Annotated in this window: 15 protein-coding genes; 6 read left to right on the plus strand and 9 right to left on the minus strand. The window is 39.3% G+C overall.

The genetic code is table 11. The features are described 5' to 3' along the window. Positions 1–60 precede the first annotated feature (60 nt). Positions 61–591 carry a DsrE family protein gene (locus Q1A31_RS13945; RefSeq protein ID WP_299877802.1) on the minus strand — a complete coding sequence of 177 codons (531 nt, stop codon included), beginning with the start codon at positions 589–591 and terminating at the stop codon, positions 61–63. Between the two features lie 332 nt (positions 592–923). On the opposite strand from Q1A31_RS13945, the gene Q1A31_RS13950 reads away from it, so the two are divergent. Continuing rightward, positions 924–4256 carry a hypothetical protein gene (locus Q1A31_RS13950; RefSeq protein ID WP_299877803.1) on the plus strand — a complete coding sequence of 1111 codons (3333 nt, stop codon included), beginning with the start codon at positions 924–926 and terminating at the stop codon, positions 4254–4256. Between the two features lie 104 nt (positions 4257–4360). On the opposite strand, the gene ung is transcribed toward Q1A31_RS13950, so the two are convergent. From ung to parE, 7 genes are all read right to left on the minus strand, one after another. Further along, the gene (gene ung, locus Q1A31_RS13955) at positions 4361–5056 is read right to left on the minus strand and encodes a uracil-DNA glycosylase (RefSeq protein WP_299877806.1); all 696 of its coding nucleotides are present in this window, start codon (positions 5054–5056) and stop codon (positions 4361–4363) included. Between the two features lie 14 nt (positions 5057–5070). Beyond that, positions 5071–5913: an alpha/beta hydrolase gene (locus Q1A31_RS13960; protein ID WP_299877809.1), complete on the minus strand. Its 843-nt coding sequence runs from the start codon at positions 5911–5913 to the stop codon at positions 5071–5073. A gap of 75 nt (positions 5914–5988) precedes the next feature. Continuing rightward, positions 5989–8853, minus strand: coding sequence for a cation-transporting P-type ATPase (locus Q1A31_RS13965; RefSeq protein ID WP_299877812.1), 2865 nt, complete (start codon positions 8851–8853; stop codon positions 5989–5991). 347 nt (positions 8854–9200) lie between these two features. After that, positions 9201–10415 carry a cation:proton antiporter gene (locus Q1A31_RS13970; protein ID WP_299877815.1) on the minus strand — a complete coding sequence of 405 codons (1215 nt, stop codon included), beginning with the start codon at positions 10413–10415 and terminating at the stop codon, positions 9201–9203. Positions 10416–10624: 209 nt separating this feature from the next. Continuing rightward, entirely contained in the window at positions 10625–11893 is a 1269-nt protein-coding gene (locus Q1A31_RS13975; RefSeq protein WP_366943027.1) for a DASS family sodium-coupled anion symporter, read from the minus strand. Positions 11894–12023: 130 nt separating this feature from the next. After that, positions 12024–13646, minus strand: a complete 1623-nt coding sequence (locus Q1A31_RS13980; RefSeq protein WP_299877818.1) for a cation:proton antiporter family protein — start codon at positions 13644–13646, stop codon at positions 12024–12026. Between the two features lie 107 nt (positions 13647–13753). Continuing rightward, positions 13754–15640, minus strand: coding sequence for a DNA topoisomerase IV subunit B (gene parE, locus Q1A31_RS13985; RefSeq protein WP_299877821.1), 1887 nt, complete (start codon positions 15638–15640; stop codon positions 13754–13756). 334 nt (positions 15641–15974) lie between these two features. On the opposite strand from parE, the gene Q1A31_RS13990 reads away from it, so the two are divergent. The 3 genes from Q1A31_RS13990 (at position 15975) to Q1A31_RS14000 (ending at position 18373) form a co-directional block, all read left to right on the plus strand. Next, complete coding sequence (locus Q1A31_RS13990; RefSeq protein ID WP_299877824.1) at positions 15975–16811, plus strand: DUF3530 family protein; 837 nt, start codon at positions 15975–15977, stop codon at positions 16809–16811. Between the two features lie 127 nt (positions 16812–16938). Continuing rightward, complete coding sequence (locus tag Q1A31_RS13995) at positions 16939–17628, plus strand: haloacid dehalogenase type II (RefSeq protein ID WP_299877829.1); 690 nt, start codon at positions 16939–16941, stop codon at positions 17626–17628. A gap of 124 nt (positions 17629–17752) precedes the next feature. After that, a complete protein-coding gene (locus tag Q1A31_RS14000) occupies positions 17753–18373 on the plus strand; it encodes a YigZ family protein (protein WP_299877832.1) in 621 nt (206 codons plus the stop codon). Positions 18374–18429: 56 nt separating this feature from the next. Here Q1A31_RS14000 and Q1A31_RS14005 read toward each other — a convergent pair whose 3' ends face one another. After that, the gene (locus Q1A31_RS14005) at positions 18430–18999 is read right to left on the minus strand and encodes an RNA polymerase sigma factor (protein ID WP_299877835.1); all 570 of its coding nucleotides are present in this window, start codon (positions 18997–18999) and stop codon (positions 18430–18432) included. Positions 19000–19276: 277 nt separating this feature from the next. On the opposite strand from Q1A31_RS14005, the gene Q1A31_RS14010 reads away from it, so the two are divergent. Together Q1A31_RS14010 and murJ are read left to right on the plus strand one after the other, a co-directional pair. Continuing rightward, entirely contained in the window at positions 19277–20182 is a 906-nt protein-coding gene (locus tag Q1A31_RS14010) for an AraC family transcriptional regulator (protein ID WP_299877838.1), read from the plus strand. An 81-nt stretch (positions 20183–20263) separates the two neighbouring features. Then, positions 20264–21847 carry a murein biosynthesis integral membrane protein MurJ gene (gene murJ, locus Q1A31_RS14015; protein WP_299877841.1) on the plus strand — a complete coding sequence of 528 codons (1584 nt, stop codon included), beginning with the start codon at positions 20264–20266 and terminating at the stop codon, positions 21845–21847. Positions 21848–21977 lie beyond the last annotated feature (130 nt).

The following is a 21977-nucleotide window of genomic DNA, read 5'->3' on the forward strand; positions in this document are numbered from 1 at the left end:
TTAACAGTAGCCTCAGTTATTTACTTATTCAGTTACTCAACTACTCAGTCAGCTACTCAGCTATTCAACGACCACTAAAGTATAACCCAGTTCCTGATACTGTCTGATTTGCGTTGGACCTTGTGGGGTAGTGGTAATGTATTCAGGAAAATCTTCTGGGGTAACGCCACGCCAGTTAGCATGAGTTTCACAAATGTATACTGGCACGTCTGCCGCGACCAATCGTTGAACCAGTGTGTGTGATTTCATCGATTTGCTGGCTTTGTTCTTGGTTAGTTTAAATTGTTCTGCACCATGTGATACAACAGCAATATCAAGTTCAGGAAATTTAGCTTGAAGTTGTTTTTTGTACGTTTCAATTTTTTCTAATGCATTCGGAAGATAGTCATTATTTTCACTTCCAATCAATTCAAAGACTATGCCGTCTGGTGATTTTGTATGGCTGAGTATTTCAGCAATTTGCAAGCTATCCTGAGTAACACTCGTTGTCTTATCATTGTTAGCAAAAACATTCGTAGATGCGATAAAAAGTGCGCTTAACAATGAGAACGTAAATAAGAAAATAACTTTAAGTTTATGAGTTTTTAGCATTATATCTTCCTGAGTTATCCTGAAATTTATCAAAATATACTTGAATAAAGAAGCCGTTGAGATTAATAGTTTTTGAGTACTCAGCAACAGCTTCGAACTTTGTACGTATGAATTAGTATTTTAGATGTATTTTGTTTAAGTAACTTTGATTTTGTTGCATTCAGTTAAATAAATACACCCCCCCACTTATAAGCCGTTTTTAAAAATTGATAGTTAATTAAGGTATTTCAATAGGTTAACTAAATGAAAAGTTACTTTATATTTAGTTAAGAGATAGAGTAAGGCACAAATGTAATCTATCAAATTTTATAAGCTGACTGTAAAGGTACTAAATGACCAACGAAGAAAAAAAATTAGATTTTATAGAAAGTATTTCAACAAATACAAAATACTTTTTCACTAATAAAAAAGAGCGTTTATACAAAGTTCTTGTTGTCACAAGGTCACAGAAACAAAAGAAAGAAAGCTATATAGTAACGTTGATACCCAATGTGCCTTTTCAGATTTCTCCTCTGGATTTTGAAAAAATTAATCCCATTACTTTAATAAAGTCAGCTTCTAAAGAACAGCTATATGATGAACTTGACAAGTTCTTTGAAATATCATTTTCGACTGGATATTCGGAGATATTTTTAGGCACAGATGAGTATTATTATGAGGAAGATGAATATATATCAGAGATAACAGCAGGTGTCCTTTATGTGGATTATGATCCTGAAAGTGCGACAGCTATTTATACTATTGAAACAGCAAAAAATCATTCGATCCGTTATGAAGTTTATGAAACAGCGATTAAGGCCAGTAAAGATAAGATAAAAAATAATACATTTATCTATGAAGACTTTTATACCTTGTGGTATCCCAATCTTGAAGCATCAGAACAGGCTATGAGTTCTGTATTAGCGGTTAAAGAAACGAAATCATATACTTTTGAATCTTTTGCCAGCGAAGTTAGAAAGATTGATGAACATGAGCAGATCAGGTTCGAGCCAGAAGGCATTATTTTTGAGCATTTAGTCAAAACAGAATCATACCTCTCTGAAGACATTTCAGAGCTTAAGCTTCCGATACCTCAAAGTGAATTTAAACCGTTTGATGAAACGGATATTGAAGAAGGGCGGCTATATTTCTGGATTAAAAAGAGCGCGGAATCAATTTCAAAATCAAAAATTAATTACTTCGTATTACAGAATCGTAAAATAAACGGTTACGTCGTTGGGTCTTGCAAACTTGGCGGGTTTAGAAGTCATTATCGGGACAACAGTCTGATGACATATTCTATGTCTGATGAAATTCAACATTTAAGAAATAGAGTGAGTAAAGGCTTTGTAGAAATATCTCAAGAAGAAATCATTGAAATTTTGACAGCAAAAAAAACAAACGAAATTTATGCTCAAACTATCGATAATTCGGTTTATATGGATCAGCATGTTTATGATTTATATGAAAATATGGTGCAGCATTGGGCAGAAGGTCCAGATAAAGAAGATTTCACTTATCACACTCTTTTCTTTGACTCGAAAGAAAAACGAGACAGCTGGTTTAAGGAAGAACTAGCAAAGCAGAAAAGCTATGATCTTGACGTTAGCAGTAAAAAAGAGCGTTCTGCGCTTTTACAGCATTATAAATCTGTAGATGCATTAAATAAAAAATATAAAGAGCAGAAATTTGAAAAGGAAGCGCTGTTAAAACAGCACCCAGGATTGAAAGAAAAATTCAGCGATAAGAACTACAAATCCTTTATGAAGTATTCACCCTTAAAAGTGATAGAGGGGAATTTAGTTGTTGATGAATCTTTGCGCTTAAACGCCGATGAAACCTCGCTATTTATTACGGGTGATTTAATCGTCAATGGAACTTTGATGGCAGAAACTGAAACGTTTTTTCAAAGCAATACTTTTCTAATTGTTGCTGGAAATGTACGTGTAGATAATTATGTTCAAAATAAAGGTTTTGCACTCATACTGTTCGCACAGGATTTTCTGGTTAATAATTTTACCTATTTACCGGCTGCTTCGAGATCATGGTTTATAGAGGTAGCAGGTAATCTGCAGACTGATGTACTGATTCATGCAAAAGATCATAGTGTTAAGGGCCTGGATGAAAAAATGATATTTAATTATGAATACAGTACAACGAATAAAAATGTATTCGTTGATGGTGTTTTAAATGAAAAAAATAGGGTTGATGAAGATTCACTTTTTAATCTATTGAAGCAGGACAAAAGTCTTCTAAAAGATAACCTCAATCAAGATCAGATTGATGATGACTTACTCTTAACTGCCTTTAAAGGGTATTTACGAAACTGGCATTCACTTTACTATAACTTCGCTGGTTTTGAATTACAGGAACTTGAATTCGGAGAACACTTTGGTCATTACATTGAGAGTGATCAGATAGTTGAAGACAAACGTCATGGCACTGGGATGTATCTTATGAGCCATGATGACTATTCATTGGAGTTAGTAAAAGCAGATAAACCAATAATTGGAGATCATGTAGCTTCAAATGACCTAGCCTATCGTTTCTTCTGGATAATGTGGACTTTTTCAAACTGGAAGCACAGAAGTGATGGTCCCATGGATTATTGGAAAAACGTTGAAGCCATTGATACCCGCTATAACAATGGTAAACCGTATTTCAAAGGCGATCCGCATTTAGCCTTGTATTGGATAATGCATTTTGGGTTGCTCGAAGATGCGCGGTTTGAAGAGATACAATCATTGATGAAGGATAGTGATCACCCCTTAATCAAGGGTGCGCTGCTATTCTTTGCTGAACTCCAAAAAACAAAATCCTATCCAATTAAAATTGATAATAAAAACAACACGACACTGTTTAATCAAAGAATAATCCATCATAAAGTACAGATAAAAAAAGCGATGTTGCCAGAAGATGATCACGTCGAATATACGATGTCACAATTTGAAAAGCAGCCGGATAGAGTGCTTGAGCTCATCAATGATCTTCACAAAAACAAGGAATGGGATAAGGTAAATGACTATCTAAATAATCACCCTTATCAGCCTGGATTCTCATTTCTTCGTATATTAACGACAAAAGAAAACGATAAAAGTAAGTGGCAGTCACTTTTTGTGAAAGAAGCTGAAATGAATAAAAATACTTGGAAGAAGAGTTATTTACTGGTGCCCATGTTCGATATGTTTTACGAAGATTTAGGGTATGAAGACACAAATACAGCAATTTCAATTGTATTAGAAAGAGCGTCAAATATTAGTAATGAAAAAATATACGTAAAAATGGCACAACGTTTACAACAGATGCCGAAGCCTGAGAATTCTGAAACAACTTTCGAAGATCGTCTTGAAGGTTGTACAAAGGATAATTTTGATTTTCAGACATTTATAAATAAAAGCAGTGATATTGAAGCAGTCGATAAAATACTGTTTATACGAGCGTGTATTGCAAAAGACTTATTTAGCGAAGAATTTAAACAAACTACCGTGACACCATATTTATTAGTTTGGTATATGGCGGATAAAGATTTTTACGACATTGATCAAGGGCAAAAACAGATACAGATTGAAGAGGTTATTGCGCATTACAATCTGAGTGAAGCTGACTTTCATGAAAAATATAAAACGTTAGCAGAGAATGAAAGACTTTCATTCTTTTTAGCGATTAAACAATATTTTAAAGCATAGTTATATTATAAAATTGAAGCCGTTTTATGTGTAACGAGTTAGAAAGAAACGCTAAGAAAAACAAAATCACAATGCATGTTAGTTAGAAAATGACACCCCCCTACTTACAGGCCGTTTTTTGGTAATTGCCAATCAATTGGTGTTTCACCAAACTCTTCTAAATATGCATTGGTTCTAGAAAAAGGCTTGCTCTCAAAAAAGCCACGATACGCGGATAACGGAGAGGGGTGAGCTGATTTAATCACAAGGTGTTTTGAGGTGTCGATAAACACGCCTTTTTTCTGTGCGTAAGCGCCCCAGAGTATAAAAACCACGTGTTCTTTTTCTTCATTGATGGTTTGTATGATGGCATCGGTAAACGTTTCCCAGCCTTTGCCTTGATGGGAGTTTGCGTTTCCTTCTTCAACAGTGAGTACGGCATTGAGTAATAACACGCCTTGTTCTGCCCAGCTTTGTAAATAACCGGTATGGCTATTATCTATACCAAGATCACTTTGTAACTCTTTGTTTATATTCAATAAAGATTTGGGGAGTGGCTTAACCTCAGGTAAAACAGAAAAGCAAAGTCCATGAGCATGACCGGCTGTAGGATAGGGGTCTTGACCTAGAATCACCACTTTGAGTTTTTTAAATGGCATGCTATTTAATGCGTTAAACCACAAAGAAGCAGGTGGAAGAATGTTTTTACCCTGAGCTTTCTCATTGTGAAGAAATTGCTTTAATTCCTGCATATAGGGCTTATCAAATTCTTCACCGATTTTGTCTAACCAGCTTTGTTCAAGTTTAATATTTGTATTCATGATCAGGGGTTCACTTATTGTTCAATTGATTTTTCATTCAAAATTTCTAAAGAACGTTTTATATATGGCCAGGATACAGTATCCGGCATGACCATTTCAAAATGACCAATATCAGGAATGATCTGCAGGGTGTATGGATCTTGTTGCTGTTCTAATGACGTTTGTAAGTAATCAACAGGTACAATAGGGTCAAGTTCACCTACTAAATGAATCTGAGGGATGCCGCCTAATGAAATGTGATGCGGTGATCCTTGCTTGTATCGTTCGGGATAATCAGCAGCTAAACCGCCCATTAGTTCCTCGCATGCACCACGACAAATATTCTGCTCTACACCACGTTCTAAATCAGGTATTCCTGCTAATGATACAACAGCAGAGATGTTTAACGCATTTGGCGTATATAACTCGCTATCAATCGATAAATTTGATCTGGCGGCCAACCATAAAGCCAGATGCCCACCGGCAGAATGCCCCATGGTAATGATTTTAGTTAAGTCCAGAGTGTATTGTTCTGCAATGGTTTTCAGGAAATCGGTGCCTTTTGCAACGTCCGTAAAGGTCGTAGGCCAGCCACCGCCATTACCTAAACGTCGGTATTCTAAATTCCATACTGTGTAACCTAAGTCAGTTAATGACTGACAAAGTTCTCCTAATTGCAACAGACTGTGTGCAGCGCGCCAGCAACCACCGTGAAGCAATACAATCACCGGTGATGATTTATATCTTCCATCGGTATTTTCAGGAAGATATAAATCACCAAACTGTTCTGTATGATCACCATAGTGCAAGCGTACGTCTGATTTAACTGATTTTAGTTTGATGTAATCATCTACTGTTTTGAGTATAAGTCTTGTCATAATCTAGATAGACTCTGATTCAGTTTCAGAAACTTCGACATAAAATCATGATATAACATATTAGGTGTTTAAAATTTAAGCTTTGATTTTAGGTCGGTTTTTTTGAGAGCTAAAATTCCGTAAAATTAGTTTTTCTATTTCAACCATAATTAATACCGAAGAAGTAACCAGGATAATACTTAGCCATGTTGCTAAATCAATCGCAGTGGTGCCAAATAATGACTGCAAGGGTGGGAGGTAGGTAAATCCAAGCTGAAGCAAAATTAGCAGCCCAACTGCAATTAGTACATAACGGTTTCCAGTTAAGCCATGCCAATTTAAAATTGGTGCGGTGATGTATCGCACATTGAATAAATAGAATATTTCAAATAATACTAAGGTATTCACCGCAACGGTTCGAGCGTATTCGATATTCATGCCTTGATCCAGCTGCCAGAGGAACATACCGAAAGTACCCAGCATCAAAATTATCGATACAAATGCGATACGCCAAATTAAATACCGATTTAATAATGGTTGTTTTGGATCGCGAGGAGGTCGTTGCATAACACCTTTTTCAGAAGGCTCAAATGCAAGTGTTAATGCTAATGTGACCGCTGTGATCATATTCACCCAAAGTATCTGAACTGGAGTTAATGGCAACTCGTGGAAGCCAAAAATAATAGCTGCCAATATTACTAAAGCTTCACCACCATTGGTCGGTAGGATAAATAAAATGGCTTTTTTGAGGTTGTCGTAAATGGTTCGACCTTCTTCAACAGCATGAATTATGGAGGCGAAATTATCATCTACCAATACCATCTCTGAAGCTTCTTTTGCTGCTTCAGTACCATTTTTACCCATTGCCGTTCCCACATCCGCGCGCTTAAGAGCTGGTGCATCGTTAACACCATCACCGGTCATGGCAACAATCAGGCCTTGTTCTTGTAATAAGCGTACCAATTTCAATTTATGCTCTGGGTTAACCCGTGCAAAAACATCAATACTTAGCACTTTCTGGCGCAATTCATCTTCACTCATGAGTTCTAGTGCTTGACCTGTTAAAACCTCATCAGTATTTACAAGTTTTAATTGTCGAGCGATGGCTAAAGCAGTGGCACCATGATCTCCAGTGATCATTTTTACGCGAATTCCTGCGTCAGAGCATGTTTTTACTGCTTCAATAGCCTCCATTCGCGGCGGATCAATCAAACCGAATAGGCCTAACATGGTTACACCGTTTTCAACATCGTTATAACTCAATGAATGGTGTTCAGTTGGGACTTTCTTTACCGCTATAGCAAGCACCCTTTGGCCTCGCGCTGCCATCGATTCAATTTTTGCCAGCCAGTATTCCGTATCAATAGCGCTATCGCCATTGATTGTTCTCTGTTGATCGCACATTTCCAGAACCCTTTCTGGTGCGCCTTTTAGATAAATAAACGCTTTGTCGTTATGGCTATGATGCAGAGTAGCCATATAACGGTGTTCTGATTCAAATGGAATCAAATCAGTGCGTGGATTATTCTTAGACTCAACCGCGCTATCCAGACCCGCTTTCATAGCAGCGACAATCAAGGCCCCTTCCATGGGATCTCCATGCACTACCCAGTCATTATTGACTTGCTCCAGTGAAGCATCGTTACATAACATCGAGGCTCTCAAGCATTCTTTAAACAATGGATGATTATCTAACTCAATTGTCTTGTTATTGACGGTTATCTCTCCATGTGGATCATATCCTGAACCTTCAAAATCAAACAAACAAAGAGGTGTCGCGATGGAGCGCACCATCATTTCATTACGCGTCAAAGTCCCTGTTTTATCTGAGCAAATTACAGATACTGCACCTAATGTTTCTACTGCGGGAAGTTTACGAATTATTGCATTGCGTTTTGCCATTTTTTGTACACCGATAGCCAGTGTAATGGTCATAATGGCAGGTAAACCTTCTGGAATTACTGCTACTGCGAGACTCACAGAAGCAAGAAACATCTCTGACAATGCAAAATTACGCCAATAAATACCAATAAGGAAATTCAACGTAGCAATCATCAAAATAGCCAATGTTAGCCAGCGTCCAAACTGCGCCATCTGCCTCAATAGTGGAGTGGTTATGGTTGTTACATCACTAACTAAAGTACTAATATTACCCAATACGGTATTGGCGCCAGTTGCAACCACTATGCCGGAACCCTTTCCATGGGTGACAATTGTTCCGGAAAATGCCATATTGATGCGGTCACCAATGACACTATTTTCTGAAACAGTCTGGGTCGATTTTTCTACGGCGACTGACTCGCCTGTTAATGCTGCTTCCTGTATTTGTAAGCCTTTGACACGAAATAGACGTAAGTCTGCCGGTACTTTATCCCCTGATTGCAATAAGACAATGTCACCTGGCACTAATGCATCCGTTTGAATTGTATTTTGTCGGCCATCACGCACAACCATGGCTCTGGCGGATAGCATCTGGCGGATAGCGCGTAACGCGTCTTCCGCCTTGCCTTCCTGCACAAAGCCTATGGCAGCATTAATTATAACGACAGCGAAAATTACACTGGCATCGATCCAATGTCCTAAAATCGCCGTGACTAGGCCAGCACCCAATAGAACATAGATAAGAACGTTGTGAAACTGGTACATAAACCGGATAATTTGGCTATCCGTTTTTGGTTCAGGGAGCTTATTTTCACCGTATTGATCCAGCCTTAATTCAGCTTCATTTTTTAATAAACCTGTCGGTGTAGTATCGAGATACTCAAGAACTGTTTCATACTTTTCACTATGCCAGTTCTTTGCTGGATGATCTAATCCAGAAGCATCATTACTTAGTTGAATTTTCGCTTGGATTTTTCGCCAGACAAATACCACAAAGATGAGTAATACGACAATAAAGCCGATGACAAGAAACCATTCAAATGCGCTTAAATTGTAAGCTTGTGTAACCTGGTGAAACATTTTAATACCTTTTAGTACCTAATAATTCGTATACGAAATTTTTGGAGGCGGTGATTATATCGATCAGGAAAATTTAGCGTATCCTTAATTAATTTTAAGGATGCACATAATTTTAATCGACCGATAATAACTGTTTATTCTTAATAATATTCTTAGAATGTATAAAGGCTAAAGAGGTTGATCAGTAGAGCTTGACGACTAAGGTCAGAAGTGTGTGGTTTTATTAAGGAGTTTCTAATTCAGTTAAATGAAAAACCACCTAAAAGGTAGGGGGTGTCATTCTGCTTGGTTTTTATATTAAAACTTTTCCCTAAATAGTACGATACTAAATAAAATATAATATCCAACTAAGATTCAGCCTGTAATAATTCACCATATCGCCCGTAATACCACTTCATTACAAATGGCGGTAATAATGTAGTAAGGGCAATTACCATTATCATACCGGCATAGATTTCATTGCTGAATATGCCGCTTACTCTTCCAAGTTCTGCAAAAATAATGCCCACCTCACCACGAGGAATCATCGCCATACCAATCATTACCCGCGTTGCCATATTTTCATTGATAAAAAAAGGGCCTATCATTTTACCAATAATAGCCACTAGCACGAGCGTCAATGAAAACCCCCAGATAAATGGTGAACTCCAGTCAATCTCGTGAAGGTTGAGTGATAGGCCCACAAAGACGAAGAATATAGGCGTGAATAGCTGAACAATAGGTCTCATTTGATCTTCGATGCGATTCGCAAATTGCTCATCGGTATTTAAAGCAATACCCAATGGTAAAAAGAAGCGTCGTGAGAGTGCCAGACCTGCAGCAAATCCACCTAATAATTCAGGTGCACCCAAAGCGTGCGCTAACCAGGCAAAAAATAATACTAAAGATATGACAGTTGTTGGGAGTAATCCTGGGACCAGGCTAACGTTATCAAAACGCCTGATTACCAATGAAATCAGCTTAGCTGCAATCGGTGCCAATACAAAAAAAGCGCCTACAAATATAAGTACTTTACTTGCATTAAAAAAGCTCACTCCTCCACCGGAAGAAAACTCATAGAGTAGTGCCAGCAATACAACGCCCAATATATCATCCAGTACGGCAGCACCCAGTACAATTTGTCCTTCGGTTGAGTGCTGTCGATGCAGGTCCGAAAGAACACGTACAGTAATCCCTATACTTGTCGCCGTAATCGTGCCACCAATAAATAAAGACACCAGCACTGATAGGTCAAAAATCCAATAAGACAGTGAAAAACCCATTAGCAATGGCAATATAAACCCTGAGATTGCAACAACTGCAGACTTTGCGCCAGTTTTTACAAGACGTTTCAGATCGGTTGCCAGACCTACTTCAAACAGTAATAAGATAATACCAATTTCAGCCATTAACTTAATCGCTTCTACGGGGTGTATCCATCCCAAAAGACTAGGCCCCAATACGACACCTGCCAAGAGTTCACCTATAACAGATGGTGCTTGCATGCGTGTCACCAGTTCTGCAAACAGTCTTGCCGTTAGTAATATAATAAGTAGGTAGAGAAAAAACTGGTGGGATTGCATTCAATAATCTCTTGAGGGATATGTAATGTAATTTATTCTGGCAGTATGAAATCAATGTCTCCCACAAAATAGATTTCGCCAAGGCTAACTTAAAGAAATATTCTTATGGAAATGGAGTTTTTGGATAATCCTAATTCATCTTCTAAACACTAGATTATCATTTGATAAACAGTAGTGATATTTTACAGTGTGTTTAAATCAAAGCTGTTTTATTTCCAGAAAAACCAGGCAATTAGAGAAATAAATACAATTCCTATGATATTCATCAAAAGTCCAAACTTCATCATCTCTTTTATCTTTAGTGAACCGCTACTGATCGCAATCGCGTTGGGCGGTGTTGCTATCGGTAACATAAATGCATAGCTGCCGCAGATTGTTGCCACCATTAAAAGTAATGACGTATCCATGTTACTCACTTTTCCTAGTGAATAAATAATTGGCAAAGCCATTGAAACAAGAGCTGTATTGCTAGTTACTTCTGTCGAAAATATAATTAGTACAGCAATCAAAATTATCAAGATTAATTCTGGAACTGTTGAAAAACTTTCTAGGTGTGTCGCTACTAAATTCGCTAGCCCACTATCCATAAAGGCATTGGCAATGGCAAAACCGGCACCGAATAAAAAAATAATCTCATACGGTATTGCTTTGGTATCCTCCCATTTGAGGTAATTTATGCCGGGCAAAAACATGGATATACCGAATGTCAGCATAATCAGTTTTTCATCAAGACCAAGTCCGGGATACCAGGGTTTTACAGGGCTATTTAACAACAGCAATAGCGCTAATAGTACAACGGTAAATGCCAGCTTTTTTTGCTCTTTAGTCATTGGTACTTGAGAGTGTTCAAGAGCAAATTTCTCATGTGCTCTAGGTAAACCAATGCTCAGTAAAAAAGGTAAAACAGCCAGCATTGCTAGTGCTAGAGGGATGGTCATAAACATCCATTTAATGAAACTGACACTCTCTAATCCCTGGGCTTCCATAAAGCCCAATAAGATCAGATTCGGCGGTGTACCAATTGGTGTAATGATTCCACCAATACTTGCACCATAGGCAATGGCCAACAAAAAGCGCGCCTTAAAGATTCTTTCATCTGAAATATACAGTGCCACAGGCAATAACAGTAGGGCAGTGGTTGTATTTGATAATAGCGAGCTTAACAATGCCGATATCAGTCCTAATGCGAAAATAATTCGTCTTGGAGTGACTACTTTTTTGGGTAATATAAACTCAGCAATAAAGCGGTGTAATCCTGTTTTTTGAATGGCTATTGAAAGCATAAAGCCACCCAGAAACAGAAATATTACAGAGTTAGAATAATTACTCGCAGTGGCAGGTAGTGTTATTACCCCAAACGCTGGGAATAGAATCAATGGGAGCAAGGACACGACGCCCAGCGGCAATCCTTCATTGGTCCATAAGGTTACCAGTAATACTACAATACTAATCAGTGCGACATGAGTCGGGTCGCCCAAAAACAAAATACCTATTAACCCGCAAAAAACTGATGCGCTTATTGCAATAACAATACTTATCGAATTTTTTAGTAATTTAAGCAACTGACTTCCGTGATTTATTCATAGAGGTGGCCTTGATTAAGGATTATTAGCTAGATAAATCTTCATTCTGTTGCAAAATATGTTGTGCAAATCCAGTTCCAACTTCGGCATAGATATTGAAAGTGATATCCACACCACTTTGATGAAGTTCCGGTTCTTCATCAAGAAATTTCGAGACTGCTGCTATTTTGCCTTGGTAACCCCATTCTCGTAATGCTATTGCAGCATTAATATTGCTTTTGTAGTTAGGCATACATAGCATAACAAGCGATAAATCTATGTTTTGTGTTTTTATTCTACGCCAAAAATCTGGGCTGGTTGCATCACCCCTAATCGTTTTTCGCAGACTGGTTTGCTCATATTTTTCTGAATCATCATCAAAATCAATACCCAAGACGTTACCATCGTACTGTAAATTCATTTGGTCATAGGCACCGATGCCAATTCGACCCATGCCGCAAATTAATACGCGTGTGTTTTTAAGTGTGATCTGGTCATCGCCAGGGAGGCGTTTATTGTGCTCAAACTTTTGTATAAAAGTAGAGGCTTTATCGTAGATATCGGTATTGTATACATTAAGAGGTGAAGCAATAATAAAAGAAAGTACCACTACAATGGCCATGATTGCTAACCATTGAGGCTCTAGCCATTGATTACTTACTGCGATTGCAGTGACTATAAGTCCAAATTCACTAAAGTTTCCCAAGGATAACGCGGATAATGTTGCAGGTCTTGCGCGCAAACGGAAGCGCATCAATAATACAGTAAACAGAAATACTTTAATGGGGATAATTAGTAATAAAATCAGTGCTATAATCACAGTATCTTGAGTAAGTGTCACGGACATTCCAATACTCAAAAAGAATCCCACCAGGAATAAGTCTTTTAAGCTTAGTAATGATTTTGCCAATTCACTGGATTTTGGATGTTGCGCTAATAAAACCCCAAAAAATAGAGCGCCAAGGTCTCCTTTTAAGCTGACTAATTCAAATAGTGATGAGCCCCCTAATGCGAGTACTAAGCCATACAAGATTAGTAATTCGCCATGCCCGGCACGTTTAAGTAAAAAGATTAACAGAGGTTTTGAAACTACCAGTGCAATAATAATCACCGTAGCCCAGACAGAGGGTATTTTAGCGGTGGAAGCAGATAAAAAGATCACCGCAGCAATATCCTGCATGATCAAAATACCAATTGCGATACGTCCATATTGCGAAGCCATGCCTCCTTTATCTTCAAAGACTTTAACTGCAAAAACGGTACTGGAGAATGATAAGGCAAAGCCTACAATCAACATTGACTGCGTGGACATTTGCGAGAAGATGGGGATTTTTAAGGCGGCTAGTAAGAATAGAATTAATACTGTCCCTATTGTTATAACCGCCATATGAATGCTGGCAACTCCCCAAATTTCGGGACGCAGCAATTGCTTAATATTTAACTTTAAACCAATGGTAAATAATAAAAGGGTGACACCAAGGTCAGCCATTTCGTTAAGAAATTCACCTCCCGTTGCACCTGTTACACTAAGAATAAATCCAGCTATCAGGTAGCCGACCATGGGCGGAAGTTTAATTTGCGAGAACAAAAAACCACACAAATATGCAACCGCAATCCAGACTGGATCGCGGTAATTAATTGATGCAAATAATGTATTAAGAGTGTCCATACGATTTATTATTATTAGAAAAAGTGCCCGAAAGTAGGGGGGTGTACTTATTATTAATCATATAGTTTTAGAGTTTTTAAAACAGTAAGTTAAGAGTGTAACCTAGATTAAATAATAGCTAAATTACCTTTTTCTTCGAGCCAGGCTTTTCTATCAGGCGCACGTTTCTTGGCTAATAACAAATCCATCACTGCACGTGTTTCTTCAGGATTATGCATGGTCAGTTGAACCAGACGTCGTGTATCAGGATCCATACTGGTTTCACGAAGTTGTAGTGGATTCATTTCGCCCAGACCTTTGAACCGAGTAACACTGATTTTGCCGGTCAATTTTTCCGCTTCGATTCGATCCAGCGTGGCCTTTAACTCTTCTTCATCGAGTGCGTATTCTACTTTTTTACCGATATCAATTCGGTACAAAGGTGGCATTGCAATATACACATGTCCCGCAGCTACCAAGGTAGAAAAATGTTGCACGAACAGGGCGCAGATTAAGGTGGCGATATGCGCACCATCCGAGTCTGCATCGGCGAGAATACAAATTTTGCCGTAGCGTAATTCGCTTAAGTCCTGACTATCAGGCTCGACGCCAATCGCCACTGAAATATCGTGTATTTCGTTAGAGGCTAGAACTTGTGAAGAATCGACTTCCCAGGTATTTAGAATCTTACCGCGTAATGGCATGATTGCCTGAAACTCACGACTGCGCGCTTGTTTTGCGGAACCACCCGCCGAGTCACCCTCTACCAGAAAGATTTCAGTCTGATTAAGGTCTTGTGAGCTACAGTCGGCTAACTTGCCGGGAAGTGCCGGGCCTGTTGCTATTTTCTTACGAACAACTTTTTTCGACGCCTTTGCGCGCTTTTGTGCGTTATTAATAACGTGTTCGGCGATTAAGTCACCAATCGTCGGATTCTGATTTAGGTATAAACTAAACGCGTCTTTCACCACCCCTGAGACAAAGCCTGCAGCTGCACGTGAAGATAAACGTTCTTTAGTTTGACCAGAAAACTGGGGATCGAGCATTTTGTAAGACAGAATAAAGCACAGCTTGTCCCAGATATCATCAGGAGCCAGTTTGAGTCCGCGTGGTAATAGATTTCTAAACTCGGCGAAGTCACGTAAGGCATCAGTCAAGCCTGTTCTGAGGCCATTGGTATGGGTGCCACCTTGTGAAGTAGGAATCAGGTTTACATAGCTTTCCTGAACCAGTTCACCACCTTCTGGTAACCAGCATATTGCCCAATCGACGGCTTCACCTTTGCTTTTAAATTCACCTAAAAAGGGTTCTACAGGAAGTCTTTCAAATCCATCAATGGCTTCTAATAAATAATCCTGAATACCATCTTCGTAATACCATTCTTCGGTTTCGTTTTTCGCTTCTTCAGTGAAGGAAATGTGTAAGCCAGGGCATAATACGGCTTTAGCGCGTAGGTTGTGTTTAAGACGTCTAACCGAAAACTTAACGGTGTCGAAGTATTGTCCATTTGGCCAGAAGTGCAACGATGTTCCCGTGTTCTTTTTGCCTACGGTATTAATGACTTCAAGTTCGGATGCTTTGTGGCCATTCTCAAATACCATTTCGTATTCTTTGCCATCACGTTTGATTCGGACTTCCAGAATAAGCGAAAGCGCATTTACCACAGAGATACCTACACCGTGCAAACCACCAGAGAATTCGTAGTTCTTGTCTGAAAACTTACCACCTGCGTGTAAGGTACTAAGGATAACTTCAACACCTGAGACACCTTTTTCAGGGTGAATATCAACCGGCATGCCACGTCCATTATCAGTTACTGATAGTGAACCATCGGCATGCAGTATGACTTGTATTTTATTGGCGAAACCAGCGAGGGCTTCATCGACACTATTATCTATCACTTCCTGAGCGAGGTGATTGGGACGGGTGGTTTCGGTATACATTCCCGGCCTTTTACGTACAGGATCAAGCCCGCTTAAAACCGTTATCGAATCAGCGTTATAGTCATTACTCATGATTTATACAAACCCTTTTAGACACCTCTTGCTGAGATGGATTTTTATAGTGATTTAGCCCTGTGTTAAGAAAGATATTTTAGTTGTCAGCGACTTTCTTACGGTAAGTGACAAATTACCTTTAATCGACTGAAAGGTAAAGAACAAAAAGGAAACAGAATGGTCTTATGTGATACTTATAACAACGATTTTTTGCTTATCTCATCGCTTTTTAGATAGAGGTGAAATAGATTCAACGCTTATGGCTATGATATTCTCAGAAAATACACAATTTTGGGGCTCATGTAATTACCAGTATAGAAACATAATTAGTCATAGTTATTGAGGAGAAACAATGAATAAAAATTTAATAAAAGCATTATTTATTAGTATGTTATTAGCATTATCTAGTGTGTCTGTTAATGCTTTTGCTAAAGCCGTTGTGGCGAAAGCTGATCTTGAACGCGAAAAGCGCATGGCGATTGAAGTCGAAGATGCAGTACTCGACGGAGAGGTTATCTTCCTTGAGGATACAGCCAATGAAGGCCATGCATTCATGGCGATAGATATGGAGGCTGAATCTGATAAATCCGATAAAGGTCAGAAAGGTGCGGTGCTCATTCTTCACGGCCGTGGATTTCATCCTAATTGGGAAGACGCCATATATCCGCTACGAACCCAGCTTCCAGCGAGTGGCTGGCGGACTTTATCTTTACAAATGCCAGTGTTAGAAAAATCAGCTAAATACTATGATTATGTTCCTTTATTTCCTCAAGCAGCAGAGAGAATTGATATGGGTATCACCTATTTAAAGAAACAGGGTGTAAAGAAAATAGTGATTCTTGCACACAGTTGTGGTGCGCATATGGCGATGGATTGGGTACGCAATCAAAAAGGATTATTGGATGAATCTGTGATTGGCTATATTGGTGCAGGTATGGGCGCTACTGATTATAAACAAAAGATGGCAGAACCTTTTCCATTGGCTGAAATGAAAGTTCCTGTGCTCGATATATACGGTGATAAAGACTATCCGGCAGTGTTAAGAATGGCGGAAGGTCGTCTTACTGATATTAAAATGGCAGGGGATCCGAAATCAGCTCAAGTGATTGTGCCGGGCGCAGATCATTACTTTAAGGGTAAAGGAAATGAAGTCACGGCCGCTGTTGCAACGTGGTTGAATAGTCTTTGATTTTGGTTACATCTAATCAAGATGGGTATACGTACAGTATTACTCTAAAAATAGACTAAGCTTTATCGTTACTTTATAAATAACTATCATCCATAAACAATAAACAGATCTAATAAAAGGATTAATTATGCCCGCTAGCCCACAGAAAAGTATCGCTTTCGATGTATACGGAACACTCATTAATACGCACGGCGTTGTGAGTAAATTAGAAGAAATTGTTGGTGGTATTGACGGCGTTAGTGCTCAGGGATTTTCAAACACCTGGAGAGAGAAACAACTGGAATACTCTTTTAGACGCGGTCTAATGCAGGAATACCAGAACTTCGCAGTTTGTACAGCGCAGGCACTTGAATACACCTGTATATTTTATGGGCTGAATTTGCCTGAATCTGATAAACAGGCATTGTTAGAAAGCTATAAAACCTTACCAGCTTTTGATGATGTCAACGCTGGTTTGACTGCAATGAAAGATTCGGGGCACAAACTATATGCCTTCTCAAATGGCAGCGCTGAAGCAGTAGAGATGTTACTGGTGACAGCAGGTATAAGAGACTTTTTCGATGGTGTTGTGAGTGTCGATGATCTAAAAACATTTAAGCCGAATCCTTCGGTTTATCATCACTTTATGAAGCAATCTGAATCCACTACTGATAACGCCTGGTTAGTCTCTAGCAATCCGTTTGACGTGATTGGCGCTGTAAATATAGGGATGAGCGCTGCATGGGTGAAACGCTCTCAACTGGCTATTTTCGATCCATGGGGAATTGATCCTACTATAGTTATTCAAAGCTTGACTGAATTGGATGACAAAGTTTAATGAGCTAGTGGATCTTAAAAATCTGCCTTAAAGTAGGGGGGTGACCAAGCTTTTACTGATGTATCCTATAACCACTTAGATATGTTGAAAACCAATAATATTAATCATGGGATGATTTTATTTAGTGAATTATAAACCTGCTTTAACCTCATATCGAGTTCCCAAAAGCAAAGTCATTGAAGAATACGAAATCAAAAAAAGCCGATTTATTTGCTGGATTGCGCCCGCTACATCCAGAGAAGAAGCGATTCAATTTGTCGATCAAGCCAGAGCTGAATACCCCGATGCTAGGCATCATTGCTGGGCATACATTCTAGGTAATCCTGATAATGCAGCGAGCGCAGCTGCCAATGACGATGGTGAACCGAGTGGCACCGCAGGTAAGCCTATTCTTAATGTGTTACAACATAAGAATATCGGTGATGTGGTAGCTGTCGTGATACGCTATTTTGGTGGCATCAAGTTAGGTGCAGGCGGCCTGGTTCGGGCTTATGGCACTGCCACACAACAGGCGTCAGAATTACTCACACTGATTGAGCAAGTACCGCATCAAGACGTTAAAATTGAATGTGATTATGCCGATGAACCGACTTTAAGGCGCTGGATTGAAAGTCAAAAAGGCATTCTTTTAGCTAGCGAATATTCTGATAAAGCTTCACTAAAAGTCAGTTTGCCTGTTGATTGTGTCGATGATTTATACACGCTAACAGCTGGATGGAAAGGTACAGAGATAGATTCAGAATAGCGTTTCCATACTGTTAATATAAACTATATCAATTACTTAAAAGAAAAACTTACGGATTAATGTAATCCGTAAGCATCAGTATCTGACATCACATCCAGGATGACTTTGATATTTCTTCGTAACCAGGCTTTCACCGTACCTAAAGGAACATTCATCTCATCTGCAATTTGAGAATGTGAACGTCCATAAACAATAGAATGAGTGATACATTCGCGTTGGTTTGCGGGTAGCTCGTCCAGCATATCTTTTAATTTAGCTATTTGCTGTCTGTAAAGTAGCTTTTGTTCTGGTTGTAAATCGTTGGCCGTGTATTCGATAGTTTCGTATTCTGTTTCTTCAACCAATTCAGGGCGTGATTTATAGCTGCGTAAACGGTCAAACGTTTGATTACGAACAATGGTACTCATCCACGCCATTGCATTACCTTTTTGTACGTCAAACTTATCTGCTTTATTCCATATTTTGATAAAAGCTTCTTGAAGAATTTCCTCTGCCGCTTCATTATCGTAATTGACTAAGCGTAAGCACAACGCAAATAATTTCGGTGACACTTCTGTATAGAGTTGTTGAAAGGCAGCTTGATTCTGTGTTGCTGCTTTTTGTAGTAATGTATTTAGTGGATTCATTTTGAGTTCCTTATAATCTGTCTATGATTGTATTTTAGGGATTTGCTGAATTTGCAACTACGTCCAGGAATCTCGCTAATATGTCTGATCGTCTTTTTGTTTATTTTTATTGTGAATAACGATTCAGTATTCAATTAAGGCACCCCCCCCACTTTAAGCGACTTTTTCATTTTGCTGTTAAAAGTGACCTAAGGAATTTATGCATTGCGGTGTGAGATTTTTTTAAAAAATCGAACCTATGAAGAACCAGGGGCTTTTTTTCGAATAAGGAGTAATCATGATTAATGCAGATGTTCTCAGTAGTGTGTTGCGATTATTACGATTTAAAGCCAGCGTGTTTTTTCATGCCAGTTATTGTGGATCGTGGGTGATAGACACATCCGGTTCAGGGCGCAGTACCTTCCATTTAATTGCAGGGGGCAATTGTTTTTTGCATCTACCTGACCAAGAAAAATCCATTCCATTGCATACAGGGGATTTGATTGTTTTCCCACGAGACTCAAAACATAGCATCACGGATGTTGAGATTTATAACGAAGATGAGCATGTTTCAAATCCTATTGAAGTAGATTCGTGTGATATCGATGGCGCAACCGCTTTAATCTGTGGTTACTTTGATTTTGATGATCCTGGACGCAACCCTGTAATCAATGCATTACCCGACACGGTGATAGTAAAAGGCAGTGGCAATGTTATTGAGCCGCGTTTACAAATATTAATTGATTTGATGAAGTCAGAAACAGACAACTCCGTGACGGGTTCTGATGTGGTATTAGATAAATTGTCTGAAATTTTATTTATCTATGCGGTGCGTTCGCATATCAATGACAGTGCGCCGCAATCAGGAATATTAGCGGCATTAACCGATACTCAAGTTAGTCGTGCGCTGACTGCGATTCACGATAATCCTGCCGAAGCGTGGACAGTTGAAAAATTGGCGATGGAAGCGGGCATTTCTCGAGCGCCATTTTCTGCACGTTTCTCTGAGCTATTGGGTAAACCGCCGATGACCTATGTGGGTGAATGGCGTATGCAACTCGCGAATGCCGAATTAAAAGAAGGCAAAAAATCGATGTTGGAAATTGCTGAATTGGTAGGCTATAGCAGCGAAGTGGCATTCAGAAAGGCATTTAAACAGATTACCGGTATCACCCCAGGGGCTGCCCGCAATACACTACTTTAGTCTTTAAACTTACGGTGATGTCTTGTTGTTAATGCGGTTGCGTAATACACTCCGCCTGACAAAAATAACTTGAGAATTTGAATGAGTCGAATGCTCCGCTCGGGCGCTATCGTTAGCGCTATGACAATGATATCTCGTGTGCTTGGGCTAGCGCGTGATGCGATTATCTTTCATTTTTTCCCTGCTGGTGGTGCGCTTGATGCCTTCTTTGTTGCATTTCGCATCCCCAATCTTTTACGCAGAATGGTTGCCGAAGGTGCATTTTCGCTCGCATTCATTCCTGTTTTAGCAGAATACAAAGAAAGTAAAAGTCAGGAAGATTTACAGAAATTACTCAATCATGTGGCTGGCACATTAACGCTAGTGCTCTTTATTATTACCATCATTGGGATGATTGCAGCGCCTTTATTAGCCATCATCTTTGCACCCGGTTTTTTATTTGGTGATGAAGCTAATATTAAAGACAGCTCACAAGCTGACCTAACTGCACACCTGTTATTGATTACTTTTCCTTATATCTTTTTTATCGCATTATCCGCGTTTGTAAGCGCTATTTTAAATACCTTTCAGAAGTTTGCCGTACCTGCATTTACCCCTGTACTGTTAAATGTCGCGTTAATTTCATCGGTAATCTGGTGGGCGCCACATTTCGAACAACCTGTTGAAGCGTTGGCCTGGGGTGTGATTATTGGCGGTATTTTACAACTCGCTTTTCAGCTACCTACCTTAATCAAATTAGGATTAATGCCGAAACCCAGTTTTAAAAGAGGTCATGAAGGGGTTAAACGCATCATGAAATTGATGATTCCTGCTTTGTTGGGATCATCAGTCGCACAGATTAATATTTTGATTAATACCGCAATCGCCTCAATGCTAGCGGTGGGCAGTATCAGTTGGCTATACGCCTCAGATCGTTTTGTAGAACTGCCTTTAGCGATCATCGGTGTGGCGATAGGCATTGTGATATTGCCCAAACTCTCGGGTGATCACATCAATGCAAAAGGTAAAGCATTCAGTGAAACTCTGGACTGGGGTATCCGTTTAGGTTTACTGATTGCATTACCCGCAATGCTTGGGTTAATGCTACTAGCAAAACCGATATTGGCAACAGTATTGGCCAACGGTGTCAATGACTGGACGCTGGTTGAAATGGCGAGCATGAGTTTAATGACTTATTCGTTTGGTTTGCCGGCATTCATTTTAGTGAAGGTTTTAGCACCTGGTTTTTACTCACGCCAAGATACCAAGACGCCTGTAAAAATCGGTATTTTTTCGATGGCTAGCAATATTGTGTTGAGCGCCTTAATCGTCTATCCGTGGTATCAATCAGGTATTCTCGGGCCACACGCCGGGTTAGCACTGGCAACAGCATTATCGGGTTATATCAACGCTGGCTTGCTGTTTTATCAATTACGTAAGCAACAAATCTATCAACCCCAACAAGCGTTTAAAAAAGTATGGGTCAAAGATTTTCTCCGTATTGCGGTTGGTCTAATCGCAATGGCGGTGATTGTTACTTACTTTAATCCTGCCGAAAGTTGGTGGCAGTCAGCTGGCTTAGGCAGTAAAGCGCTGACTTTGTTAGGCTTGGTGTTTGCCGCTATGGCGAGTTATTTCGGTACACTTTTTGTATTAGGCGTTAGAAAAAGCACCATAATGTTGTAATTTAATCAGGCGTATTTTTCGTAAAAAAGTGCCTGAAAGTAGGGGGGTGACTTCACTACTGTCCCACAGTTTACCATTAGAAAGCGAACTTCATCTGAGGCTCGCTTTTCTTATGTCTGGGAGGATCTGG

The sequence above is a fragment of the uncultured Cocleimonas sp. genome (assembly GCF_947495625.1).
Lineage (GTDB): Bacteria > Pseudomonadota > Gammaproteobacteria > Thiotrichales > Thiotrichaceae > Cocleimonas.

Bases quoted from the DNA above. Each gene is read 5' to 3' on its own strand.
- ung (WP_299877806.1), bottom strand. From the start codon at position 5,056: ATGAATACAAATATTAAACTTGAACAAAGCTGGTTAGACAAAATCGGT.
- Q1A31_RS13950 (WP_299877803.1), top strand. From the start codon at position 924: ATGACCAACGAAGAAAAAAAATTAGATTTTATAGAAAGTATTTCAACA.
- Q1A31_RS14005 (WP_299877835.1), bottom strand. From the start codon at position 18,999: ATGAATCCACTAAATACATTACTACAAAAAGCAGCAACACAGAATCAA.
- Q1A31_RS13980 (WP_299877818.1), bottom strand. From the start codon at position 13,646: ATGGACACTCTTAATACATTATTTGCATCAATTAATTACCGCGATCCA.
- parE (WP_299877821.1), bottom strand. From the start codon at position 15,640: ATGAGTAATGACTATAACGCTGATTCGATAACGGTTTTAAGCGGGCTT.
- Q1A31_RS13995 (WP_299877829.1), top strand. From the start codon at position 16,939: ATGCCCGCTAGCCCACAGAAAAGTATCGCTTTCGATGTATACGGAACA.
- Q1A31_RS13970 (WP_299877815.1), bottom strand. From the start codon at position 10,415: ATGCAATCCCACCAGTTTTTTCTCTACCTACTTATTATATTACTAACG.
- murJ (WP_299877841.1), top strand. From the start codon at position 20,264: ATGAGTCGAATGCTCCGCTCGGGCGCTATCGTTAGCGCTATGACAATG.
- Q1A31_RS13990 (WP_299877824.1), top strand. From the start codon at position 15,975: ATGAATAAAAATTTAATAAAAGCATTATTTATTAGTATGTTATTAGCA.
- Q1A31_RS13945 (WP_299877802.1), bottom strand. From the start codon at position 591: ATGCTAAAAACTCATAAACTTAAAGTTATTTTCTTATTTACGTTCTCA.
- Q1A31_RS14010 (WP_299877838.1), top strand. From the start codon at position 19,277: ATGATTAATGCAGATGTTCTCAGTAGTGTGTTGCGATTATTACGATTT.
- Q1A31_RS13965 (WP_299877812.1), bottom strand. From the start codon at position 8,853: ATGTTTCACCAGGTTACACAAGCTTACAATTTAAGCGCATTTGAATGG.
- Q1A31_RS13960 (WP_299877809.1), bottom strand. From the start codon at position 5,913: ATGACAAGACTTATACTCAAAACAGTAGATGATTACATCAAACTAAAA.